Origin of the sequence: Gracilibacillus saliphilus (genome assembly GCF_010994085.1) — a bacterium.
Taxonomy (GTDB): Bacteria; Bacillota; Bacilli; order Bacillales; family Amphibacillaceae; genus Gracilibacillus; species Gracilibacillus lacisalsi.
Window position 1 is genome coordinate 850,496 of the sequence record NZ_WJEB01000001.1, and the last position, 22,563, is coordinate 873,058.

The 22,563-nt window shown below is 37.4% G+C and carries 19 protein-coding genes; 15 read left to right on the forward strand and 4 right to left on the reverse strand.

The features are described 5' to 3' along the window. Positions 1-436 precede the first annotated feature (436 nt). The 4 genes from GHT08_RS04135 to GHT08_RS04150 are packed head-to-tail and all read left to right on the forward strand — an operon-like array spanning position 437 to position 4,059. Positions 437-1,033: a redoxin domain-containing protein gene (locus GHT08_RS04135; protein ID WP_163580014.1), complete on the forward strand. Its 597-nt coding sequence runs from the start codon at positions 437-439 to the stop codon at positions 1,031-1,033. Between the two features lie 24 nt (positions 1,034-1,057). After that, on the forward strand, positions 1,058-3,337 hold the full coding sequence (locus GHT08_RS04140; RefSeq protein ID WP_163580016.1) for an AAA family ATPase: 2,280 nt from the start codon (positions 1,058-1,060) through the stop codon (positions 3,335-3,337). Beyond that, entirely contained in the window at positions 3,334-3,753 is a 420-nt protein-coding gene (locus GHT08_RS04145) for an acyl-CoA thioesterase (RefSeq protein WP_163580017.1), read from the forward strand. The genes GHT08_RS04140 and GHT08_RS04145 overlap by 4 nt, the downstream gene beginning before the upstream one ends. 6 nt (positions 3,754-3,759) lie before the next feature. Then, positions 3,760-4,059, forward strand: a complete 300-nt coding sequence (locus GHT08_RS04150) for a hypothetical protein (RefSeq protein ID WP_163580019.1) — start codon at positions 3,760-3,762, stop codon at positions 4,057-4,059. 101 nt (positions 4,060-4,160) lie between these two features. Here GHT08_RS04150 and yidD read toward each other — a convergent pair whose 3' ends face one another. From yidD to plsY, 3 genes are all read right to left on the reverse strand, one after another. Next, on the reverse strand, positions 4,161-4,388 hold the full coding sequence (gene yidD, locus GHT08_RS04155; RefSeq protein ID WP_083939080.1) for a membrane protein insertion efficiency factor YidD: 228 nt from the start codon (positions 4,386-4,388) through the stop codon (positions 4,161-4,163). 10 nt (positions 4,389-4,398) lie between these two features. Further along, on the reverse strand, positions 4,399-5,322 hold the full coding sequence (gene folE2 / locus GHT08_RS04160; RefSeq protein ID WP_163580021.1) for a GTP cyclohydrolase FolE2: 924 nt from the start codon (positions 5,320-5,322) through the stop codon (positions 4,399-4,401). 106 nt (positions 5,323-5,428) lie between these two features. Then, positions 5,429-6,013, reverse strand: coding sequence for a glycerol-3-phosphate 1-O-acyltransferase PlsY (gene plsY / locus GHT08_RS04165; protein WP_163580023.1), 585 nt, complete (start codon positions 6,011-6,013; stop codon positions 5,429-5,431). A 220-nt stretch (positions 6,014-6,233) separates the two neighbouring features. Here plsY and GHT08_RS04170 point away from each other — a divergent pair, with 220 nt between their 5' ends. From GHT08_RS04170 to GHT08_RS04185, 4 genes are all read left to right on the forward strand, one after another. Next, complete coding sequence (locus GHT08_RS04170; protein ID WP_163580024.1) at positions 6,234-6,647, forward strand: CoA-binding protein; 414 nt, start codon at positions 6,234-6,236, stop codon at positions 6,645-6,647. A 71-nt stretch (positions 6,648-6,718) separates the two neighbouring features. Beyond that, entirely contained in the window at positions 6,719-8,671 is a 1,953-nt protein-coding gene (gene parE, locus GHT08_RS04175) for a DNA topoisomerase IV subunit B (RefSeq protein ID WP_163580026.1), read from the forward strand. 140 nt (positions 8,672-8,811) lie between these two features. Further along, positions 8,812-11,265, forward strand: coding sequence for a DNA topoisomerase IV subunit A (parC, locus tag GHT08_RS04180; RefSeq protein WP_163580028.1), 2,454 nt, complete (start codon positions 8,812-8,814; stop codon positions 11,263-11,265). A gap of 776 nt (positions 11,266-12,041) precedes the next feature. Further along, entirely contained in the window at positions 12,042-15,641 is a 3,600-nt protein-coding gene (locus GHT08_RS04185) for a dynamin family protein (RefSeq protein ID WP_163580030.1), read from the forward strand. Positions 15,642-15,704: 63 nt separating this feature from the next. On the opposite strand, the gene hisJ is transcribed toward GHT08_RS04185, so the two are convergent. Beyond that, the gene (hisJ, locus tag GHT08_RS04190; protein ID WP_193568276.1) at positions 15,705-16,508 is read right to left on the reverse strand and encodes a histidinol-phosphatase HisJ; all 804 of its coding nucleotides are present in this window, start codon (positions 16,506-16,508) and stop codon (positions 15,705-15,707) included. A 173-nt stretch (positions 16,509-16,681) separates the two neighbouring features. Here hisJ and GHT08_RS04195 point away from each other — a divergent pair, with 173 nt between their 5' ends. Genes GHT08_RS04195 through hisIE form a run of 7 tightly spaced genes read left to right on the forward strand, consistent with a single transcriptional unit; the run spans position 16,682 to position 22,296 of the window. Continuing rightward, positions 16,682-17,806 (forward strand): ATP phosphoribosyltransferase regulatory subunit, encoded by a 1,125-nt coding sequence (locus tag GHT08_RS04195; protein ID WP_163580032.1) that lies wholly within the window; start codon positions 16,682-16,684, stop codon positions 17,804-17,806. Beyond that, on the forward strand, positions 17,803-18,423 hold the full coding sequence (gene hisG / locus GHT08_RS04200) for an ATP phosphoribosyltransferase (protein WP_163580034.1): 621 nt from the start codon (positions 17,803-17,805) through the stop codon (positions 18,421-18,423). Before GHT08_RS04195 ends, hisG begins: the two co-directional genes overlap by 4 nt. After that, positions 18,420-19,703 carry a histidinol dehydrogenase gene (gene hisD / locus GHT08_RS04205; protein WP_163580035.1) on the forward strand — a complete coding sequence of 428 codons (1,284 nt, stop codon included), beginning with the start codon at positions 18,420-18,422 and terminating at the stop codon, positions 19,701-19,703. Before hisG ends, hisD begins: the two co-directional genes overlap by 4 nt. Beyond that, positions 19,703-20,290: an imidazoleglycerol-phosphate dehydratase HisB gene (hisB, locus tag GHT08_RS04210; protein WP_163580037.1), complete on the forward strand. Its 588-nt coding sequence runs from the start codon at positions 19,703-19,705 to the stop codon at positions 20,288-20,290. Before hisD ends, hisB begins: the two co-directional genes overlap by 1 nt. Continuing rightward, positions 20,287-20,904, forward strand: a complete 618-nt coding sequence (hisH, locus tag GHT08_RS04215; protein WP_163580038.1) for an imidazole glycerol phosphate synthase subunit HisH — start codon at positions 20,287-20,289, stop codon at positions 20,902-20,904. Before hisB ends, hisH begins: the two co-directional genes overlap by 4 nt. Next, positions 20,901-21,659 (forward strand): imidazole glycerol phosphate synthase subunit HisF, encoded by a 759-nt coding sequence (hisF, locus tag GHT08_RS04220; protein WP_163580040.1) that lies wholly within the window; start codon positions 20,901-20,903, stop codon positions 21,657-21,659. The genes hisH and hisF overlap by 4 nt, the downstream gene beginning before the upstream one ends. Beyond that, the gene (gene hisIE, locus GHT08_RS04225; protein WP_163580041.1) at positions 21,649-22,296 is read left to right on the forward strand and encodes a bifunctional phosphoribosyl-AMP cyclohydrolase/phosphoribosyl-ATP diphosphatase HisIE; all 648 of its coding nucleotides are present in this window, start codon (positions 21,649-21,651) and stop codon (positions 22,294-22,296) included. Before hisF ends, hisIE begins: the two co-directional genes overlap by 11 nt. The last annotated feature ends 267 nt before the right edge of the window (positions 22,297-22,563 follow it).

Here is a 22,563-nt window from a genome sequence, read left to right on the forward strand (position 1 = left end):
AAAGCTTTACTAGGAGACGGAGGTGCATCGCGAGGGGACTTCAGACTGTTCCTTTCCCACAGGAGTCTCGCTATTTCCGCAGCTTAGAATAGCATTCTGATAAAAAGAAAGGAATCCAAAGAATAGAGTTTCTAAATCCTGTTCTTACCATAATCAGAACACTAAAATTAGCGCAGGCAAAATATGGAGACTCCTTTGGGAGAGCGAGAGCTGAAGACGAACCCACGGAAAGCGGAGTATTCCGCTGGATCAGTATTCCTATACTTCCTATGGAAAGAATGGAGGAGAGCCACACTCCACAAATTTTCTATAATTCGAGGTTTGCTTCTAATTGACTATTGTAGAATAGAATGGTTTTTATCTCATTTTAAAAATTAGACGCTTTGGCTGTTATCTTATATAATAGGCTTTAGTGCTATTGTAAAGGATGATCGTTATGTGGAAGCGTGTTTTATCGGTATCGGTTGTATTGATTTTAGTCGTGATTTTAATAGTCACCAATTTCACAAATATTGGAGACGAACAATCTGAACCGAATATTATAGATGTAACAGAGGATACGTCTGTAGATGGGGTAGGTATTACTGCGCCAAATGTTAAACAGTTACAAGCAGGTGACAAGGCACCTAATTTTAGATTACCTGATCTTTCAGGTAGTGAAGTAGAGGCATTTGATGTGGAACAAGACTATATCTTGTTGAATTTCTGGGCAACTTGGTGTAAACCTTGTCTCGACGAAATGCCTGATTTGCAGACATTTGAGCATGAGAATAGGGATACAGTTAAGGTTATTGCAGTAAACACTACGAATACAGAAAGTTCCATCGCCAAAGTAAAAGAATTTGTAGATGAAGGAGATTTTAAGTTTACAGTTTTATTAGATGAAGATGACACAGTGTATGATCACTATTCCATTATTGGCATGCCTACATCATTTATAATTCGAACTAGTGACCAAAAAGTTATCAAACGAATCAATGGTGCCATGTCATTAGAGCAAATGCAAGATCATTTGAATGAAATACAGAGTTAGAAATGATTGGGGAGGAGTATATTGGTGTCAACGATAGAATGGCAAGAAATAGAAGAAAAAGTCCAAAGTTGGAATTCACTTGATGAGATTCCTCCATATAATGAAGTAGAAATATTAAGGATCCTCGACAAAGTTGAGCATGCTAGCTTTTCATTACAATTAGACTCAGAAGCATTACTGTATAGTATGCTTACTTTTTATCGTTTAAAAAGAAACGTCACAGATGATCATTTAAATAAACATATTGAGCAACTAAAAAAAGAAAGCAATCACCCAATGGTTGCAGATGTCCAAGCATTAAAACACTACTTGTCCATCTATAATGACTTCCAGGAGACTGATCTTGCTCAATTTCACATTCGGGAAACAGACTTTGATCCAGTTAAACTTAAGAAAGCTAAAGGCCTCTTAACAGAAATGGAACGTCTGTTAAAATTGAAATCGATCCATACAGCATCTACTAATCGAATTAAAAGGACATATGATCAGATTTTTGAACAGGTGGAATATATAGAGGATGTCGCCGAAACCGTAGTGTACACATTGGAACAACGCAAGTCATCGAAAGACATTCAGCCCTACAATGAGGCTGTTGAAAAATTAAGCTATTATATTACCCTTTTCTATGATGCGTTACCTTCTTTCATTAAGGAGGATACAAACTCAGATCCATTAGATGAATTAACAAAAATGATTGGCCTAGATGAAGTGAAGGATTACATAAATCATTACTATCATTATTTAAAATATCAGCAAAAACGAAAAGAAGCAGGATTTCAAATGGTGGATGAGCAAGGGTTAAATATGGTGATTACCGGAAATCCTGGTACTGGTAAGACAACGATTGCTCGGTTACTAGCGGATATATACTATCGGCTGGGGCTTTTGGAAACAAATGAGGTAATTGAGGTAAATCGCTCGCAATTAGTCGGTTCTTTTATGGGACAAAGTGAAGAGAATACATTAAATTATGTAAAAAAAGCCCTAGGCGGAGTACTGTTTATTGATGAAGCTTATAATTTAAAGCGTGAAGATCAAACAGGTAATGATTATGGCCAAGCAGTCATTGATACGCTCGTTTCCAGTATGACCAGTAAGGAATATGCTAACAAATTTGCGGTTATTATAGCAGGATATCCAGATGAAATGCAACATTTTTTATGGTCGAATCAAGGGTTAAGAAGCCGTTTTCCAGATGGGAATTATATTAAGTTACCTGATTTTTCGAATGAAGAATTATTACAAATTGCTGAGGATACAGCATTGCAAAATGATTATTTTTTCACAGAACAGGCACGTCATCGCTTCCTCTCATTAATTGAAAAGGCCCGTGTGGATGAATCATTTGGTAATGCTCGTACTGTTAAAGATTTAGTACTTAAAGTAATTTTTCATATTGGTGCAAGCCACGAGCTGCCATTAGAAAACAACTGGCTAGCCCATATGCGCATATCTGAAGAAGATATTGCTGCACTGGATGATCAGAAGGATTCTACTGAACCAATGGAACAATTGGAACAACTTATCGGTCTTAATAATGTAAAAGAGGAAGTCAAAAAATTATCTGCTTTCGTCCAAATACAACAAAAGCGCAAATCACTACAACTTCCAACTGTACCAGTTCAATTACATTCGGTTTTTTCAGGTAATCCGGGAACTGGAAAAACGACAGTTGCTAAATTGTTTGCTCAAATTTTAAAGCAATGTGGTTTACTGAAACGAGGTCACTTAGTTGTAGCTTCAAGAAGTGATCTTGTCGCTGGATTTGTGGGTCAAACCGCTACGAAAACAAAGAATAAAATTCGAGAAGCGTTAGGTGGCGTATTATTCATTGATGAAGCATATGCGTTATATCGTGGGGAAAAGGACTTTGGGAAAGAAGCGATAGATACGATAGTGGACGAAATGACCAAGCATAACGAAAATATCGTGATTATTCTTGCTGGATATAAAAATGAAATGGAGCGGTTTATTGCCAGTAATCCAGGATTGGAATCGAGGTTTAAGAAATACTTTCATTTTCAGGATTATACGAAAGAAGAACTTCTGGAGATGGTAAGCTATCATATACAAGAATTTCAATACCAATTAGATGTTGATGTGGTTGATTATTTATCCAAACAATTTGAAGATACAAACATTAATGGAAATGGACGGTTTGTTGTTAACTTGATAAACGAAGCGATTCAGTATCAAGCATTACGATTAGATATGGAGACTGCTGAAATGGAACAGCTCGAACTTTTAACGAAAAAAGATTTTGAATTAGCATGGAAATCAATTAGGGGGACGAATCAACAATGAAAGTAACTACACCAATCAAAGTAAGATATCAGGAAACAGATCAAATGGGTGTTGTCTACCACGCCAATTATTTAATCTGGTTTGAAATAGGAAGAACTGCTTTTATTGAAGAGTTAGGTTTCGAGTATCATGAAATGGAAGCAAAGGGGGTTGTATCCCCAGTGATTGATGCCAATGTTCAATTTAAACAGCCAATTCGTTATGGAGATGATGCATATGTTGAGACGTGGCTAGAGAAATATAATGGTATTCGTACAACATATGGTTATCGAATCATTGGGCAGGACGGAGAAGTTGCCGTTACAGGGGAAACTCAACATGTTATTGTAAAAAAAGATAATTTCCGTCCGCTATCGTTGAAAAAACAATTTCCAAACTGGCATGAAGCATATCAAAAAGCGTTAGAAAGTAAGTGAATAATGATGGCTTTTGGAATTGACAGAAATACGTTAAGAACATGGAAAGCAGATGTCCGCAATGGGAAAATAGCTTTCCTAACACATTACTGGATTGATGATCGATTTCCGGGATGTACAACTGTTACCAAAGTAGGTTGTGCTGATTATCAGAAATTAATAGAATGGGGTAAAAAATACGGGCTGAGGAAGGAATGGATCCACCAAGATCCGGATTATCCACATTTTGATTTATTTGGAGATAGGCAAAGAGAAATCTTAACCAATGAACAACAATGGGAACAGATAAAGAAATTCCATTTGTAAAATTAACGCTTAAACAGCATAACGCACCTTTGCATTTCATTAATAAGTTAGAATGAAAGATGCCCAGCCTATGGAATTTTCTACACAACAAAGACCAAGCATTAATGCTCGGTCTTTTTGGTTGGGACGGGATCAAAACCACCAGGGTGAAATGGATGACATTTTAGTATTCTTTTCACTGATAAATAGGTAGCTTTACATATATTAAATTGGCGAAAACACTCTAAACTATAATGAGAACAAGTTGGCTGAAACCGGCAACTTGGTGGAAACATTGGACTGATAAAACGTTGATAAAAACGAATAAATGATATAATCAATGTTTTCAAATTACTCACCTCATCGATGAAGTGCCTTATCATACGTTATCGATGCAATGGCATCATGTAAATGGATGGATTCTTCATTTTCACATGTTACGGTAAACTTCTCAATAAACGGTAATTCATATAAATCCGCTGCGACTAATCGAACCATGTCTTCTACAAAGCGAGGATTTTCATACGCTTGTTCCGTGACCATTTTTTCATCTGGTCGTTTTAAAACGGGATGGATTCGTGCGCTTGCATTGCTTTCGGCTGCTTCTAATAACGCTTGTTTCCAGTCTACATCATCTTCATTGTAGTCGCGTGATAATTCTGCAGTCATTTTTACATTACCACGTTGGTTATGTGCACTATATTCACTAATTTCTTTTGAACAAGGGCACAATGTAGTAATCGTACCTTCTAGTGACACTGTCATGTTATAACCAGCATTTTTATCATAAATCATGGTGATTTCTGCATTGGCATGATTCATGCCAGCCATGTCTGAAGCTGGTCCACTGCGCTCAAAGAACCAAGGAAATGAAACCGTGATTTGATTATCATCCTGTTCTAATCGATCTGCCATTTCTTTAGTAAATTGTTTTAATGTTGAGACAGACATCTCGAACGGATTACCATCACTATAATGCTGCATCATTTCTGTAAAGCGGCTCATATTTGTCCCTTTATGACTTTTCTTAATGGAAGAAGTCATTTTAAAAGTTCCGATAGTTGTTTGCGTTTCTGGCTTCACTTTACTGTGCACTTGTATGGGATGTTTGACTTTGGAAATTCCCACTTGATCTATATCAAATAAAAAGTCTTTCTGTGTATTTTGTAAATCAGGCATTTTTTCTTTTTCAGTTGGTTTTGTTTTCTCACCTGGTTCAACTGAGCCAAACAATTTGTGTCTTTCTGTTTTGTTTGGAAGTTGTTTGGTGCTAAAATCTTTCATGATTAGACCCCTTTCGTCTTCAACTATTTCAAAGTATACTTAATCTACGTATAATATTCAATTTAAAAAGCTTGAAAAAAGGATCTAACGGTACTGTTAGACCCTTTTACATCCATTTTATTTTAGGCTCGGTTTTGTTGATTATTCTTTTTATATTTGCTTGGTGTCGATATATCACAAATGCTGTTAAAATAGAAATGACAATCGTTAAACCAATATCTTGCTGCACAATGGTAACAATAATGGTAATAATACCAGTTAACATAGAAGCTAGTGATACATATTTTGTTAAATAAAGAATAACTAAAAAGCTGCCGACCATAATGAGAAATAATAACGGATTAACACCTAAGATTACCCCTGAAGAGGTTGCTACTGCTTTCCCACCTTTAAATTTCGCAAATATGGGGAACATGTGCCCTATAACGGCGAAAATTCCGACTACCAGTGGGTAAACTGTTTCTGCTTGAAAAAGAACCGGTAGTACAGCAGCTAAAGTCCCCTTTAAGATATCGACTATGGTTACCGTAATACCAGCTTTCACACCGAGTACCCGAAAAGTATTAGTAGCACCTAAGTTGCCACTACCGTGTTCTCTGATATCTTTTTGAAAGCCGACCTTACCTACGATTAGCCCTGTAGGTATTGAACCAAGTAAATAGGCAAGAATGATAAAAATAATATACTCCATCATCAAACTCCTTAAATATAATGTTATGATTGATATTGTTGACTTTATTTTAGCACGATGTTTGCAAAAGAGATACATGCAATATTTAAATTTTTGTCCAACTATGATAAAACAGAAGAATAACTAGCAAGAAATGGATGAAATCAGAAACATTTTTTACGTGTTTACTTGCGTCGAATCCTATTAAATGGTTTAATCAATAAAAATGAGGTGTAACAAGATGAGTAATGAAAATGAACAACAATTAATGCGGGAAATGTTACAAAAAACGAAAACTATTGCGGTGATCGGGCTATCAGATAAATCATATCGAACCTCGTATCAAATTGCAAAAGCGATGCAAAATGAGGGATATCGAATTATTCCGGTAAATCCGAATGTGAAAGAAGTGTTAGGTGAAAAGGCATATGATTCCATAGAAGACGTGCAAGAACCTTTTGAGTTGATCAATATTTTCAGACGATCTATTTACTTAAAAGAATTAGCGAAAGAAATCGTAAAAACGGATGCGGACTATGTTTGGATGCAACAAGGTGTTATGGATCATGAAGCATACGACTATTTAACTGAACATAACAAACAGGTTATTATGGACCAGTGTATAAAAGTCGCACATGCCGTTTTAATGAAATAACTTTACAATCAGGAATGTATGTTCTATATTCTAGTATAGAGGTAGTGTAGGGAAGGAGTATCGAGAAAGTAATGAGCAATAATACAACGTATAGTGATGATTCGATTCAAGTTTTAGAAGGGCTCGAGGCCGTAAGAAAAAGACCAGGGATGTATATAGGCAGTACTGATGCCAGAGGTTTACATCACCTTGTCTTTGAAATAGTAGATAATTCAGTTGACGAGGCATTATCTGGTTATGGCGAACACATTAAAGTAACCATTCATCCGGATCAAAGCATTACCGTATCTGATAATGGTCGTGGTATGCCAACAGGTATGCATCAAACAGGTAGACCGACTCCGGAAGTAATATTAACTGTATTACATGCAGGTGGGAAATTTGGTCAAGGCGGATATAAAACAAGTGGTGGTCTACATGGTGTAGGTGCATCAGTTGTAAATGCTCTATCAGAATGGTTAGAAGTTACGATTGAAAGAGACGGCGCCGTTTTTTATCAGCGATTTGAGAACGGTGGTAAGCCAGTTACAACACTAGAGAAAAAAGGCAAAACGAAAAAAACGGGAACGACGATCACGTTTAAACCGGATCGTTCGATTTTTTCTACGGATATGTTTCAGTTTGATATATTGGCAGAGAGATTAAGAGAAGCAGCTTTCTTATTAAAAGGTATTACCATCGATCTGATTGATGAAAGAAATGATGGTGTAGAGGAGTCTTTCCATTATCCAAATGGATTAAAAGAGTTTGTCTCTTACTTAAACGAGGAAAAGGATGCGCTTCATGAGGTAGTTGCTTTTGAAGGTGAGCAGCAAGAAATGGAGTTGGATTTTGCTTTTCAGTTTAACGATGGCTTTGCTGAGAATATATTGTCTTTTGTTAATAATGTTCGAACAAAAGATGGCGGGACACATGAGTCTGGTGCGAAAACCGCCATTACAAGAGTTGTCAACGATTATGCAAGAAAAGTCAATCTCTTAAAAGAAAAAGACAAAAACCTTGAAGGTAACGATATCCGTGAAGGCTTTACAGCGGTTATTTCCGTGAAAATTCCAGAAGAAAAGCTGCAATTTGAAGGGCAGACTAAAGGGAAGCTAGGTACAGCTGAAGCGCGGTCTGCTGTCGATACGGTCGTAGCTGAGCATTTGCTATATTTTCTAGAGGAAAACCCTGACATTGCTTCGATGCTGATTAAAAAGGCAATTCGTGCTAAAGATGCTCGATTAGCTGCGCGAAAAGCAAGGGAAGAAGCAAGAAGCGGTAAGAAAAAACGCCGTAAAGATGCCTTATTAAGTGGTAAATTAACACCAGCACAGTCCCGCAATCCAGACAAGAACGAACTTTACCTTGTCGAGGGTGATTCTGCTGGCGGATCGGCAAAACAAGGAAGAGATCGAAAGTTCCAAGCAGTATTACCTTTAAGAGGTAAAGTGGTCAATACGGAAAAAGCAAAACTAGTAGATATTCTGAAGAATGAAGAGATTTCCACGATTATTCACACAATTGGCGCGGGTGTTGGCAGTGAATTTTCTCTTGATGATGTCCAGTACGATAAAATCGTCATTATGACCGATGCCGATACAGATGGTGCTCATATTCAAATATTATTGCTTACTTTTTTCTATCGTTATATGAGACCGTTAATTGAAGCTGGAAAAGTATTCATTGCTTTACCACCCTTATATCAAGTATCTAAAGGAAAAGGTGCCAAAGCACAGATAGAGTATTGCTGGACCGAAGATGAACTAACAGAGGTAACTAAAAATTTCAAAAATGGTTATCACTTGCAACGGTATAAAGGTCTGGGAGAAATGAACGCTGACCAGTTATGGGAAACGACGATGAATCCTGAAACTCGAACGTTAATTCGTGTAACCATTGATGATTTAGCTAGAGCGGAACGAAGAGTAACCACATTGATGGGGGATAAAGTTGAGCCACGTCGTAAATGGATAGAATCGCATGTTCAGTTCAGTTTAGAAGAAGATGAAAATATTATTGATAATGAGAATATTCAAATGTAAGACTTTTAACGGTGCTAATTGTTCGTGGAATCCAAAGGAAGCTTAGTGGAGGAAACGGCCGATAACACTATGATACTTTTTGCTAACCAACAGTGGGGAACCTCCATTGTTGGAAGTCTTACTTTATAGGAGGAATTTCGTTGGCAGTAGAAGAAAAGTATTTAGATCTCCCTCTAGAAGATGTAATGGGAGATCGTTTTGGACGTTACAGTAAGTACATTATCCAAGATCGTGCACTACCTGATGCACGTGATGGACTAAAACCAGTACAACGCAGAATTCTGTTTGCAATGCACGAAGAAAAGAACACCCATGATAAACCTTTCCGAAAATCAGCCAAAACAGTAGGTACCGTAATCGGTAATTATCACCCGCATGGTGATTCATCTGTATATGAAGCCATGGTACGATTAAGTCAAACATGGAAACTTCGTAATGTGTTAGTGGAAATGCATGGTAACAATGGTAGTGTTGATGGTGACCCACCTGCAGCGATGCGTTATACCGAAGCGAGATTATCCGCTATCGCATCGGAATTGATTCGTGACATTGATAAAGGGACAGTTGATTATATCCCGAACTTCGACGATACAATTGATGAACCAGTTGTACTACCAGCAAGAATACCAAATTTATTAGTGAATGGATCAACTGGTATTTCTGCTGGTTATGCGACTGAAATACCACCTCATAATTTAGGTGAAGTCATCGATGCCATTATTAAACGTCTGGATAAACCTTCTGTAACCGTAGAAGAATTACTGGAGATTGTCAAAGGACCAGATTTCCCTACTGGTGGGATTATCCAAGGTTATGAAGGATTAAAGAAAGCTTATCAGACTGGAAAAGGAAAAGTTGTCGTACGTGGAAAGGCTAATATAGAATCGGTGAAAGGGAATCGTGAACAAATTGTTATTGACGAAATTCCTTATGAAGTGAATAAGGCTGTCCTAGTTAAACGAATGGATGAGCTAAGAATTGATCGCAAAGTTGAAGGAATTGCAGAGGTTCGCGATGAAACAGACCGAACAGGTTTACGAATCGTTGTTGAGTTAAAAAGAAACGCAGACAGTCAAGGTGTACTTAATTATTTATATAAAAATACCGACTTACAAATTACCTATCACTTTAACATGGTGGCAATCAAGGATAAAACTCCGCAATTATTAAATTTATTACAAATGATTGATGCGTACATCGAGCATCAAAAAGAAGTCGTTACTAGGCAAACAAAATTTGATTTAAATAAAGCGGAAAAAAGAGCACATATTGTCGAAGGTCTAATCAAAGCTGTTTCCATTTTAGATGAATTAATCCAAACGATACGTTCATCTAAGGATAAACAAGATGCCAAAAAGCGGATTATGGAAGCATATGGTTTTACGGAACCACAAGCAGAAGCAATTGTGACATTGCAGTTATACCGATTAACCAATACAGATATAACAGCTTTAGAAAAAGAAGCGAGTGAACTTCAAAAAGCGATAGCTGAATATCAGGCGATTCTTGCAGATGAAAAGAAATTGTTATCTGTTATTAAAAAAGACTTGAGAAGTATGAAAAAGCAATATGCAGAAGCGCGTCGTACAAAAATTGAAGAAAAGATTGAAGAATTAAAGATTAATGTAGAGGTAACAGTAGCCAGTGAAGATGTCGTTACGACTGTGACGGAACAGGGCTATGTGAAACGAACTAGTATCAGGTCATATACTGCTTCAAGCAATGAGGATTTTACGATCAAAGAAAATGACCATTTAATCTCTTTATTGGAACTTAACACGACAGATCATTTGTTGCTGTTTACCAACAAAGGTCGTTATGTGCCGATACCAGTTCACCAGCTACCTGATATTCGTTGGAAAGAACTGGGGCAGCATTTGTCTAATATAGCTTCTATTGATAAAGACGAGACGATTGTTAAAGCCATACCAATTCGCGAATTTGCCAAAGATAAATATCTCATTTTCTTTACGAAAAATGGTATGGTAAAGAAAAGTACGTTAGATTTATACTATTCTCAGCGTTATTCCCGTCCATTGATAGCTTTGAATTTGAAAAAAGGAGACGAGTTAGTCAATGTGTATGAAACAGATGGTAATCAGGACATATTCGTAGCTACTAATAAAGGTTACGGACTTTGGTATCATGAATCAGAAGTATCAGTGATTGGTCAACGTGCTGCAGGTGTGAAAGCAATCCAGTTAAAAGCGGATGAATTCGTTGTTAATGCGGTTCTAATGGATGAACTGCAAGAAAATAGACATTTGTTTGTAACTACTCAGCGTGGTGCTTGTAAACGAATGACGATAGCTCGCTTTGAAAAATCTTCACGAGCAAAAAAAGGATCGGTTATGCTAAGGGAGTTAAAATCAAAACCACATCGAATTGTTGGCTTTGATTTAGTTGATAGTGAGGATGTTATCACTTTAGTAACTGCGAAGGATGAAATCCATGAAGTAAAACCGATGGAGCTTCCAATAAGTGATCGATATAGTAATGGTTCATACGTAATAGACAGCGACCTTGCCGGTGAAGTAACAACCATCAAATCCAAAATGGAACTAACCAAAGCCTTTGACGAAGAAAAAGAATAAAATACCCAGATACCCAGCCTCTCGTTGGGTATTTTTTTTACATGAAACATGAATGATAAACTTCGTATAAAACATAAACTGCGCAGTAACTTAGGCATGGATTTGCTCTCTTCCATACTGCATTTTATGAGTGCTGCCATACGCTTCGGCAGAATACTGCGCTTTCCGTGGGCACGGCTTCAGCTAACTTGGTAAAGAAAAGCACTTTACCAAGTGGATCTTCAGCTCGTGCTGTTCCCACAGGAGTCTCCGTATTCTGCCTACGCTATTTTTGTTCTCTGATTATAGAAAGAAATGAACTCATGGAACTAAACTTTCTGTTTTATTACAGTACTAATCGGCTTTGAATGCTCCTGTAGCATACTCGAACCCTATGCTATATATAGTGGAGGAATCAACTGGCTGATTTCGGATAAGTGTTGTGGAGCATATCTTAACGAAGGCCGCCCACTTCAACTCCTGTGGTACCTGTTTGACCTGAAGATCCACTTTTTTGAGCGGTTTGTGCTCGAAAAAGTTAGCTGAAGGGCAAACCCCACGGAAAGGGAAGTGGGCAGCCGGAGTGGTAGTTATCATCACTATATATTTCAAAAATTATGTCTTATGTGACCGCACATCTAATTACCATATTACTTTGAACAAACAGAACTTTCATTACTTCGCAGTATATATCTATAATTCAGGTTTATCGTTGGAAAAGGAAGAAAACTATTAGCCATAATTGTAAAAAATCAGTATAATGGGAAAATAGAATGATCAATCAAGGAGTTTAGATTATGTTGACAACAAGTAGCCAAAGGGTAGATAAGCAACAATTAGCGGACTTATATCATTTTTACGAACAAAATAAGGAACTAACACAACAAGAGCAAGTACTTGATTACTATGCTAAATTACAGCAACAAATGGTACATATTTGTTTTAGTGGGCATTTTTCAGCAGGAAAATCGACGTTAATTAACCATTTAATGAGCGAAGCATTATTACCTCAAAGCCCGATCCCAACCAGTGCTAATATCGTCGAGATAAAAAAGGGAGAAGACGGGGTTATTGTTCATTTTGCTGATCAGCCAGCAATTAAAATGAAAGCTCTTCCGCCGATGGATCAACTGCATCAATTGTGTCGCGATGGTGATGAAGTCAAAAAAGTGGAGATATTTAAAAACATGGAGGCATTACCTCCAGGGGTAACATTTATGGATACACCAGGTATTGATGCAGCCAATGATGCAGATCGCTTAATGACCGAATCCGCACTCCACCAAGTCGATGTGTTGTTTTATGTGATGGATTATAACCATGTTCAATCAGAGGTAAATGCACGATTTTTGAAAAAAATAGATGAAATGAATAAGCCATACTACGTGATTATTAATCAGATGGATAAACATGATGAAGAGGAAATAACGTTTTCTGATTTCCAAACTAGTTTAGAACAAGTTTTTCAGCAATGGGCTATTACCCCTGAACAAGTATATTATACGTCCATGAACGGCACCGACAAGACAATCAATCAATTTAATGAATTAAGAGCAACGATCAATCGTTTAATAACGGCTAATCATCAGCAGGTTTTACAGGACACTTTATGGCATGGTACAGCATACACGGTTTATCAAAGTATCCAGGAAAGACAAAAGCAAATGGATGACAGACTCAGTGATTTAGAGGAAGAACTAGAAGTGATAGAATTGCCAGCAGTGTCCTATCTAGAGGCTCAAGAGCATTTTCGAGCTTTACAAGAAAAGAAACACCATTTGGAAAAGGATTATTTACATGAGGTTGAACAAACTACTAGAAATGCACAACTGATTCCATTTGAAATTCGTGAAAAAGCAAAGTATGTACTTCAAGCCTTTGATCCCAAATTTAAAGTTGGGCTTTTCCGCAATCGCAAGAAGATAGAAGCCGAACGTAATGACCGGTTAGCTGCTTTCTATCAAGCGATAAAAGAAAAAGCAGAAGTAAGTCTAGAGTGGAAATTACGAGATAAAATGTCGGAATTTTTAAAACCTTATCTATCAGTTCACTTTTCAGAGGCTATCTTTGAAGAGCGCTTCCAAACAAATGAACTAGTGAAACTAATGAATGATGGTGCGACGGTAAATGGCGATTATATACTTGTTTATACAGACCAGGTCGCAGCAGCAATTAAGAAAATGTATCGTCAGTTTTATAAAAACAAGTGGCATGAATTAAAAGAAAAAATTCTTAATCCAATTGAAGTGCAATTAATTGAAAAGAAAACAGAGTTAGAAACAATCGAAAAGTATCAAGCCATTCAGGAAGAAATGGATCAAATGAAGCAAGATTTTCATCTGTATAAAAAAAACGCTGAATCTATTTTAAGAAACGATTTTACTTTTGGTGAAGATGTATTAAAGGCGTTGGAGAAGGAATCAGATGCCAGAATTATCGACAAAGTAATCGATATAGCAGAATTACCAGACAATAAAAAAACAGAAGAGAAAAAACAGCAACACCTACAGACTGATAACGTTAATGACACAACCTTGTTTTCTTTTAACGAAACGGTTAAAGATGTAGAAGAAGCAGACCAAATGTTTGAAGGAATTAACGGCTTAGATTCGATTCGTCAAGAAATACACAGTAAAAAAGATCGACTGCACAACCGATCTTTTACGATTGCACTATTTGGTGCTTTTAGTGCTGGTAAGTCTTCCTTTGCTAATGCATTAATCGGAGAGAAAGTATTGCCTGTTTCACCAAATCCGACAACGGCAGCCATAAATAAGATTAGTCCAGTAAATGAAAATTATCAGCATAAAGATGTATATGTCGTGATGAAACAAGAACAGGAACTTTTAGCAGATATAGAGGAAATGGTGGAAGAGGACTTCCCAAGTCTTTCTAAAGCTTATAAATGGATGCAAAAAACCAAATTGGACAAATTAGATATTGCCGATCAACATAAGTCATTTCTAACTGCATTTTACAATGGATTTAATGAGATGCACAAAAAAATTGGCACCGAATATGTTATTGGTTTTGATGACTTTCATTCATATATTCGTGAAGAAGAGATTGCATGTTTTGTTAAGGAAATGGAGCTTTTTTATGACTGTCCGCTAACAGAAAAACAAATTACGTTAGTTGATACACCAGGGGCTGATTCCGTTAATGCACGACATACAGATTTAGCATTTTCCTATATCAAAGATGCTGACGCAATTTTGTTCGTCACGTATTACAATCATCCCTTTTCTAAGCCTGATCAACAATTTTTAGAACGACTCGGAAAAGTGAAGGATGCGTTTGAATTAGATAAAATGTTCTTTATTATTAATGCGATTGACTTGGCAAAAGATGAACAAGAAGCTCAACTAGTTGTGGATTATGTCCGTAATGAATTATCTCAATTTGATATTAAAGATCCGAGAATGTTTTCCGTCTCCAGTAAAAAGGCAATAGAAGAAAAAAGTAAAACGACTGGATTACCACAATTTGAGCAATCGTTTTATCGGTTTGTGAAAGAAGAATTAACTCAAATGAGTATGCGTTCCATCTACACGGATCTGCATAGAGCAAATGCTCTGGTAACGAACTGGCTGTCGATTATCAATGGAGATCAGGCGGAAAAAGAACATCTAGTAGAACAAGGTAAAACCAATCAACTAGAAATAGAGAAGGAAATCAAATATCGAGATAATCGCTCCTATTTCGATCAAGTCAAGCAAAAATTAACAAAACAAACTTTCTATGCAAAACAGCGGTTTTCGATTCAATATGCCGATGTCTTCAAGGATTATATTAACCCAGGTGCTATTCAATCGAATGGTCGCAGGGGCAAGAAAGAAGTGGAAACAGCACTGTCTGCACTATCAAAAGCAATAGACACACGCTTACAACATGAATATGAAGCTATTTCCATTCGTTTGGAGCAAAGTTTTAATCAAGCATTACAACAAATGCGCCAGGATATACAAGCGAAAGTAAAACAAGTGGACTCACAATTCTCTTTATCGGAGCTAGAGGATATCCATTTACCACAGCCAGATATACAGTTGGAACAAACAGAAGTAGATAAAGGTTTATTATCTAAGTGGGGTAATAGCTACAAAGATTCAAAAAGTTTTTTTGCTGAAAATGGAAGAAAGGATCTCGAGGAGTATACTGGTAATTATTTCGACAAGACTTGGGATGAAGCTGTAACCAAAATGGAGCAAGACATGGTTACCTTTTACCAAAAACAATGGGAGCACTATGATCAAGAGATTTGGAATCACTATCAAAAAGAAACACAAGCGTATTATCATCAAGTAATAGCAGGTATCGAAGATCAGGAAGAAAATAAAGAGCAATTGCTTGCCATTAAAGAACATTTAGATGAAGTATTAGATTCAAAACTAGCTTGAAGTTCATATACAAATGAAGGACAAATCCTGAGAAAGACAACTTTTGTCCTTCATTTTTACTATTTATTTTAACTTTAATTGACCAAATCCACGTGCGATCGTCTTGGAAACGTGACTATCTGAACCGGGTTTCCATTGAATACCTTTTTGTATCGCTTTTTCGATGATTGGAAGTGGTGGGTACAGTTCAAGACATTCTTCTTTGTAAAGACCAGCTGTGTTAACATCTAATTCTAGCTGTTGTTCTTGTATCAAATCAAGTAACCGTTCGATTGTCACATTATACCTTTGATCAACGGCATATTTCCGTTGATATTTGTGAATTAAGGTTAAATGACCGATTCGATTTGGTTTATAAGCGCCAAGATCAGATATAATCGCTTTTTCCATTGTTCGGTAATACTTATCGTATACGGCTTCCACGCTGCCAAACATCTGAATGATACGCGCAAATTCTTCACTGCTGAAATCAATACATACATAGTTAAAGTCAGGTGTTCTTAGCATATGTACAGACAAAATCGCATCATCGATATAACGGCCATATTGATCTAGAAATGAAGTAGTGGCATCTTCATAGCCTTCAATATAATCGACTTCAAAGCCTAGATTGATTTTTACTTTTGATTGAAATTGCTTTTTGGCATTCTCTATAACTTGAATATAAGCATCAAGATCTTCCCATGACATAGCACTGTCTTGATCTGGTGTAGGATCAATGAAATTAACGGGTAATGGCGCATGCTCTGTAAAGGTTAACTCGGTAATTCCTTTGTTTATGGCTTGTTCTATGTACATTTCGATACTGTCATTCGAACCATGTGGACAGAATGGGGTATGTACGTGAAAGTCTCCTTTCATGTTCATATAAGACATCTCCTTATGTAAATAGATTTGCTTCTTATTGTAAACAGAATTCTTTAAAATGAAAAGTGATGATTGACAAAATTAAAAAAAGTATGCTAATGTAGTGTTTAGAAATGAACGCTTTATCACGGTAGAGTGGTAAATTAATAAAGTATATATAGGATGTGAACGATATGTTTTTACCAGCAGGAAGTCAAGATGAAACAGGTGTACAAATCTCCAATCGGCTACGAGCGTCAGAGATTTTTAGACAGGTAACAAAAAAGCGGAATTTTCAACAAATTTCTACTCCCGTTGTGGAATATGCCCAAACATTTACTAATGAGGTAGCAGGTATGGACTTACATTCCATGTTGAAATGGTTTAATGGGGAAGGTGAGATTGAAGTATTAAGACCGGACTGGACTGCAGCAATTGCTCGAGCGATTGCAGGGCAGCACCCATCTAAGCAAAAGTGGTCTTATCAAGGAAGTGTGTTTCGCTTTGACAAAGAAGATACCGAAAGCAGACAGGCCGGAATAGAAATCGTTCATGCTGATCGTTTTTTCGGAGAGGCAGAGAGTCTGCTAACCGCTGTAGCTTATTTAAAACATTTAAATATTGAGGATTATGTTATCGAACTTGGCCATACAGGAATTTTCGATGCATTAATTGCACCTTTTAGCTTTAGCAAACAGGAAGAAGCTCAATTATTGGAAGCTATGCATGATAAAAGGTCTGATCTTGTCGAGGAAATTGTTGTAAAAGCAGGTAATGCAGAGCTTGCAAAGCCTTTAACGGCATTAATTAATGCATATGGTTCGCGCGATATCATTGAACAATACCGCAAGCGTTGGTCGGATCGGGATGACTTAACGGAAATATTAACACATATTGACAAACTGATTGATTTACTCGAAGCTTCTGGTGTAACAGAAGTTATCGTAGATCTAGGGCGTGTTAAGAACTTGCCGTATTATGATGGCATTATGTTTAGAGGTTTTTTGACTAATGATGGATCGACTTGTTTTTCTGGTGGTAGATATGATCGTCTTTACAAGCAATTTGAGTTAATAACCTCTGCAGTAGGTCTTGCATTTGACGTCGATGTATTAGCCACACATATGGCAGCTGAAAAAGAACCAGATAAAATATGTATCATTGCTTCACCCGAAACACATGCGATTGCTGAAGAGTTTCGTATGGAAATGGAAGAACAAGTAGTCGATATTCAATACGAATTAAAGAATCAAACGAGCTATCATACCATTTATCAAGTGGTAGTGGAGAACAGTCAGTATAAGGTGGTTGAAAAATGAAACCTGTAATTGCACTAACAAAAGGGAGACTGGAAAAACAATTTTTGAAATTTTTTGAAGGTTTAGGTTATGAAGTGGAACCTTTATTGGAAAAAGGCAGAAAGCTACAAATTGAAACAAATAAATTTTCTTTCTTTTTTGCCAAAGGGGTCGACGTAACTACTTATGTAGAGAACGGTATAGCTGATATGGGTGTTGTCGGTGGAGACATATTAATTGAACACCAGCCTGATGTTTTTAACTTATTTCCATTACCATTTGGTCATTGTCGAATGGCGCTGGCAACGAAAAAAGATTTCCAATGGCCAGAACAGAAGAAACGAATTGCCAGTACATTCACGAATATTACGAAAACATATTTTAAAGAAAAAGGTGAATCCGTAGACATTATCAAACTGGAAGGATCTGTTGAATTGGCACCAATCTTAGGCCTTGCGGATGCTATTGTTGATATTGTCGAGACAGGAACGACGTTAAAAGAGAATGGTCTTGTAATAGAAGACGAATTTTTGGCGTTTAGTGCAAGGTTAATTGCCAACCGTTCTTCATTGAAAATTAAACGAGATCAATTAGTTCCTGTTATTGAACGGTTTAGGGAAGGAGCGAGAAACGAATGATTCCTTTATTATCTATTGATCAATTTTTAGCCAAAGCTGCACCCGAAAAAACCAATAGTCAAGAACAGCAACAATTCTTACAAGCAGCAAGCAACATTATTGCAGACGTACAAAAGGACGGCGATCAAGCGGTAAGGTTTTATGTTGAGAAATTCGATGGTCAAGCACCGAAAACATTTTTAGTATCAGAAGAGGAACGGAAAGCGGCATGGGATCAAGTAGATGACCAGGTGATTCGTGCATTACAACGTGCAGCTGATAACATTCGAGATTTTCATCGCAAGCAATTAAATAATTCGCGAATGATGCAAGCTGATGGAGATATTATCTCAGGTCAACTTTACCGTCCGATCGATCGTGTAGGTATTTATGTACCTGGTGGAACAGCTGTATATCCATCATCTGTACTCATGAATGCTATTCCAGCAGTCCTTGCCGGAGTTGGAGAAGTGAATATGGCAACACCTGTCAAAGATGGTGAAGCATTGTCTCCGATTTTAGCTGTAGCAGCTGACATCGCTGGTGTTTCAAAAATTTACCGAGTTGGTGGCGTGCAAGCTATTGCAGCATTTGCTTACGGCACAGAATCGATACCAAAAGTCGATAAAATTGTTGGTCCAGGTAATGCATATGTGGCAGCAGCGAAAAAGCTAGTATATGGTGATGTTGGAATCGATATGATTGCTGGTCCAAGTGAGGTTGCGATTATCGCCGACGAATCAGCAAATCCTGTCTTTGTCGCAGCTGACCTGATCGCTCAAGCCGAACATGATACCATTGCTCGAGCTTTCCTTATCACTACATCTCGCTCACTAGTAGAAGAGGTCGATCGAGAATTAGTCAAACAATGTGAAGTGTTACCTCGTAAAGATATCGCCAATACTGCTTTACAGGAAAAAGGAGCCAGTGTAGTAGTAGACACTTTAGCAAAGGCATTTGATGTAGCAAACAAGATTGCGCCAGAACATTTAGAAATTCAAACACAGGATCCATTAAGCTATTTAAGCAAAGTAAAACATGCCGGCTCCGTATTTTTAGGTCATTACACGCCTGAAGCATTGGGTGATTATTTTGCAGGGCCTAATCACGTATTACCGACTTCAGGTACAGCAAGGTTCTCATCTGGATTGTCCGTTGACGACTTTGTTAAAAAGACAACTTATCTTTACTATACAGAGGACGCTTTGCGAGAAGCTGGAGATGATGTGGTAAAAATAGCGAATCAAGAGCAGTTAGAGGGACATGGGATTGCGGTAACGAAACGTTTGGAGGAGAAATGATGAGAACAGCTAGTAAAAAAAGAGAAACATTAGAAACGCAAATTGACGTATCGGTAAACTTAGATGACCCAAGAGAAGTGACTATTGAAACAGGTGTTGGCTTTTTTGATCATATGTTAGAAGCTTTTGCTCGACATGGTCGAATCGGACTTGTAGTGAAAGCAGATGGGGATTTGCATATTGACAGCCATCATACTGTAGAAGATGTCGGGATTGTATTGGGTCAATTGATCAAGGAAGCACTTGGTGACAAGAAATCGATTAATCGTTTTGGAAGTGCCTATGTACCAATGGATGAATCATTAGGGTTTGTTGCGTTGGACATTAGTGGTCGACCTTTCCTTGTATTTGACGCGGAGTTTTCTAATGAAAGGCTTGGAAATTTCGATACAGAATTAGTTCAGGAATTTTTACAGGCTTTTGCATTCCAATCTGCCATTACCTTGCACGCGAAAGTATTATATGGACATAACACACACCATAAAATTGAGGCGATTTTCAAAGCGTTAGGACGTGCATTGGGCGAAGCAATTCGAATTAATCCGGATATTAAAGGGGTTAATTCTACAAAGGGGTTAATCGAATGATTGCAATTGTAGATTATGGTATGGGCAATGTAGCAAGTGTCAGAACAGCTTTTCAACGGTTAGGGTATGAGGTGGAGATTACCGACTCTATTGAGCGGTTAGAAGCGGCAACCCACATTATTTTACCTGGTGTAGGTTCTTTTCAAGCAGCAGTTCAAGAGATTAATCAACGTCATTTGGCTGAACCATTATGTAAACTTGCGAAAGAAAAGCCTTTTTTAGGGATTTGTCTTGGTATGCAATTACTGTTCGATAAAGGCTATGAAAATGGTAGTTCGGATGGACTGGGACTGATACCAGGTGAGGTTACTAGAATAGAAACGGAATATATCCTGCCACACATTGGCTGGAACCAATTACAAATTGAAAACAATAATCAAGCTTTTGCACCGTTCCAAGATAAACATGTTTATTTTGTACATTCCTTTCAAGCGAGAACCGATCAACAATATCTTGTCGCAACAGCAGATTATGGCACAAAGGTTCCCGGTATTGTGCAAAATGGTCATGTCTATGGGATGCAATTTCATCCGGAAAAAAGTGGGGAAGTTGGCGTTGATTTGTTAAAAGTATTTATGGAGGAAACCAATAGTGATAGGAGGCAACTAGCATGATTGCCAAACGGATTATTCCATGTTTAGATGTGAAAGAAGGAAAAGTAGTAAAAGGAACGAATTTTGTTGGCTTAAGAGAATTAGGTGACCCGGTAGAAATGGCATCTAATTATTCGAAAGATGGAGCAGACGAAATCATCTTTTTGGATATCTCAGCGACAAACGAAGGACGACAAACAATGATTGATATTGTAAGACGAACTGCAGAACAAGTTTATGTCCCCTTTACTGTTGGCGGTGGTGTTCGAACTATTGAAGACGTAAACCGCTTGTTAAAAGCCGGTGCTGACAAAGTAGGGATGAACTCAGCTGCTGTTAACAATCCACAACTAATTACAGAATCTTCTGGTCATTTTGGTGCGCAATGCACGGTAGTAGCAATTGACGCAAAACGAGTTGGTGACAAATGGCATGTGATGACACATGGTGGTTCTAAGGACACCGGTATTGATGCTATTGAATGGGCAAAAGAAGCTGAAAGTAGAGGTGCAGGTGAAATTCTTTTGACAAGTGTTGATACGGATGGTGTCAAAGATGGATTTGATTTGGCTTTAACGGAAGCGGTAGTTTCAGCCGTACGTATTCCTGTCATTGCCTCAGGTGGAGTTGGCAAACCAGAGCATTTCCCAGAAGTTTTTAATCAAACAGATGTTTCCGCAGGTTTAGCTGCATCAATTTTCCATGAAAATACCTTTACAGTAAAACAAGTAAAAGAGGTCTGCACCGAACAAGGAGTGAATATTCGTGAAGCCTGATTTTTCCAAAGGACTTATACCAGCAATCGTAACAGATTATTATACAAAAGACGTGTTAATGCTTGCATATATGAATGAAGAAGCATATGAAAAAACCATAGAAACGAAACAGACCTGGTTTTATTCTAGATCTCGTGATGAATTATGGAATAAAGGTGCGACGTCTGGAAATACACAAGAGGTACAGTCGATAGATTTAGATTGTGATCAGGATACATTATTGATTCAAGTGATCCCGGCAGGTCCGGCATGCCATACCGGTGAAGTGTCTTGCTTTTTCAATCGAGTAGCTGAAAAAGAAACGAGCTTTGATACTTCCATCATTGAAAATGTTATGGAAGAAGTAAAACAGCGTAAAACAGAACGTGTTGAGAATTCTTATACCAATTATTTATACGATAAAGGTGTCGATAAGATTGGTAAGAAGGTAATTGAAGAAGCAGGTGAAGTGGTAATCGCTGCAAAAAATAATGACAATGAGGAACTAACAAACGAGGTTAGTGATTTGCTTTATCACACCTTTGTGATGATGGCGAATCAAGGTGTCACATTAGAAGATGTTAAACAAGAATTATCTAATCGCTTTGCTAAAAAAGGAAATAGTAAAGGTGATCGAGCTGAAATACAAAAATGGTAACATAAAATCTCCACTATGAATTGGTGGAGATTTTTATGGTCAGTTAAGGTTTAATATTAGTTGCGAAATAGAATAATCCATTAAAGAATAACGTTTTATATTTTTAATTAGACTTGCTAATGGATTATATCTTTTACACTGTAGCAATTCTCGTTTTGATTTATCGTTTACTGGATCATAATCTCTTTATAAAGAAGCTATCAGTGAAACAGATTATAGGAATAGTGTTGAGTTATATTATGTATATTGGAGTAGCTGTAGCCATTA

Bases quoted from the DNA above. Each gene is read 5' to 3' on its own strand.
- hisJ (WP_193568276.1), bottom strand. From the start codon at position 16,508: ATGAACATGAAAGGAGACTTTCACGTACATACCCCATTCTGTCCACAT.
- GHT08_RS04145 (WP_163580017.1), top strand. From the start codon at position 3,334: ATGAAAGTAACTACACCAATCAAAGTAAGATATCAGGAAACAGATCAA.
- hisH (WP_163580038.1), top strand. From the start codon at position 20,287: ATGATTGCAATTGTAGATTATGGTATGGGCAATGTAGCAAGTGTCAGA.
- hisB (WP_163580037.1), top strand. From the start codon at position 19,703: ATGAGAACAGCTAGTAAAAAAAGAGAAACATTAGAAACGCAAATTGAC.
- GHT08_RS04135 (WP_163580014.1), top strand. From the start codon at position 437: ATGTGGAAGCGTGTTTTATCGGTATCGGTTGTATTGATTTTAGTCGTG.
- hisF (WP_163580040.1), top strand. From the start codon at position 20,901: ATGATTGCCAAACGGATTATTCCATGTTTAGATGTGAAAGAAGGAAAA.
- hisG (WP_163580034.1), top strand. From the start codon at position 17,803: ATGAAACCTGTAATTGCACTAACAAAAGGGAGACTGGAAAAACAATTT.
- GHT08_RS04170 (WP_163580024.1), top strand. From the start codon at position 6,234: ATGAGTAATGAAAATGAACAACAATTAATGCGGGAAATGTTACAAAAA.
- GHT08_RS04185 (WP_163580030.1), top strand. From the start codon at position 12,042: ATGTTGACAACAAGTAGCCAAAGGGTAGATAAGCAACAATTAGCGGAC.
- folE2 (WP_163580021.1), bottom strand. From the start codon at position 5,322: ATGAAAGATTTTAGCACCAAACAACTTCCAAACAAAACAGAAAGACAC.
- GHT08_RS04150 (WP_163580019.1), top strand. From the start codon at position 3,760: ATGGCTTTTGGAATTGACAGAAATACGTTAAGAACATGGAAAGCAGAT.
- parE (WP_163580026.1), top strand. From the start codon at position 6,719: ATGAGCAATAATACAACGTATAGTGATGATTCGATTCAAGTTTTAGAA.
- plsY (WP_163580023.1), bottom strand. From the start codon at position 6,013: ATGGAGTATATTATTTTTATCATTCTTGCCTATTTACTTGGTTCAATA.
- hisD (WP_163580035.1), top strand. From the start codon at position 18,420: ATGATTCCTTTATTATCTATTGATCAATTTTTAGCCAAAGCTGCACCC.
- GHT08_RS04195 (WP_163580032.1), top strand. From the start codon at position 16,682: ATGTTTTTACCAGCAGGAAGTCAAGATGAAACAGGTGTACAAATCTCC.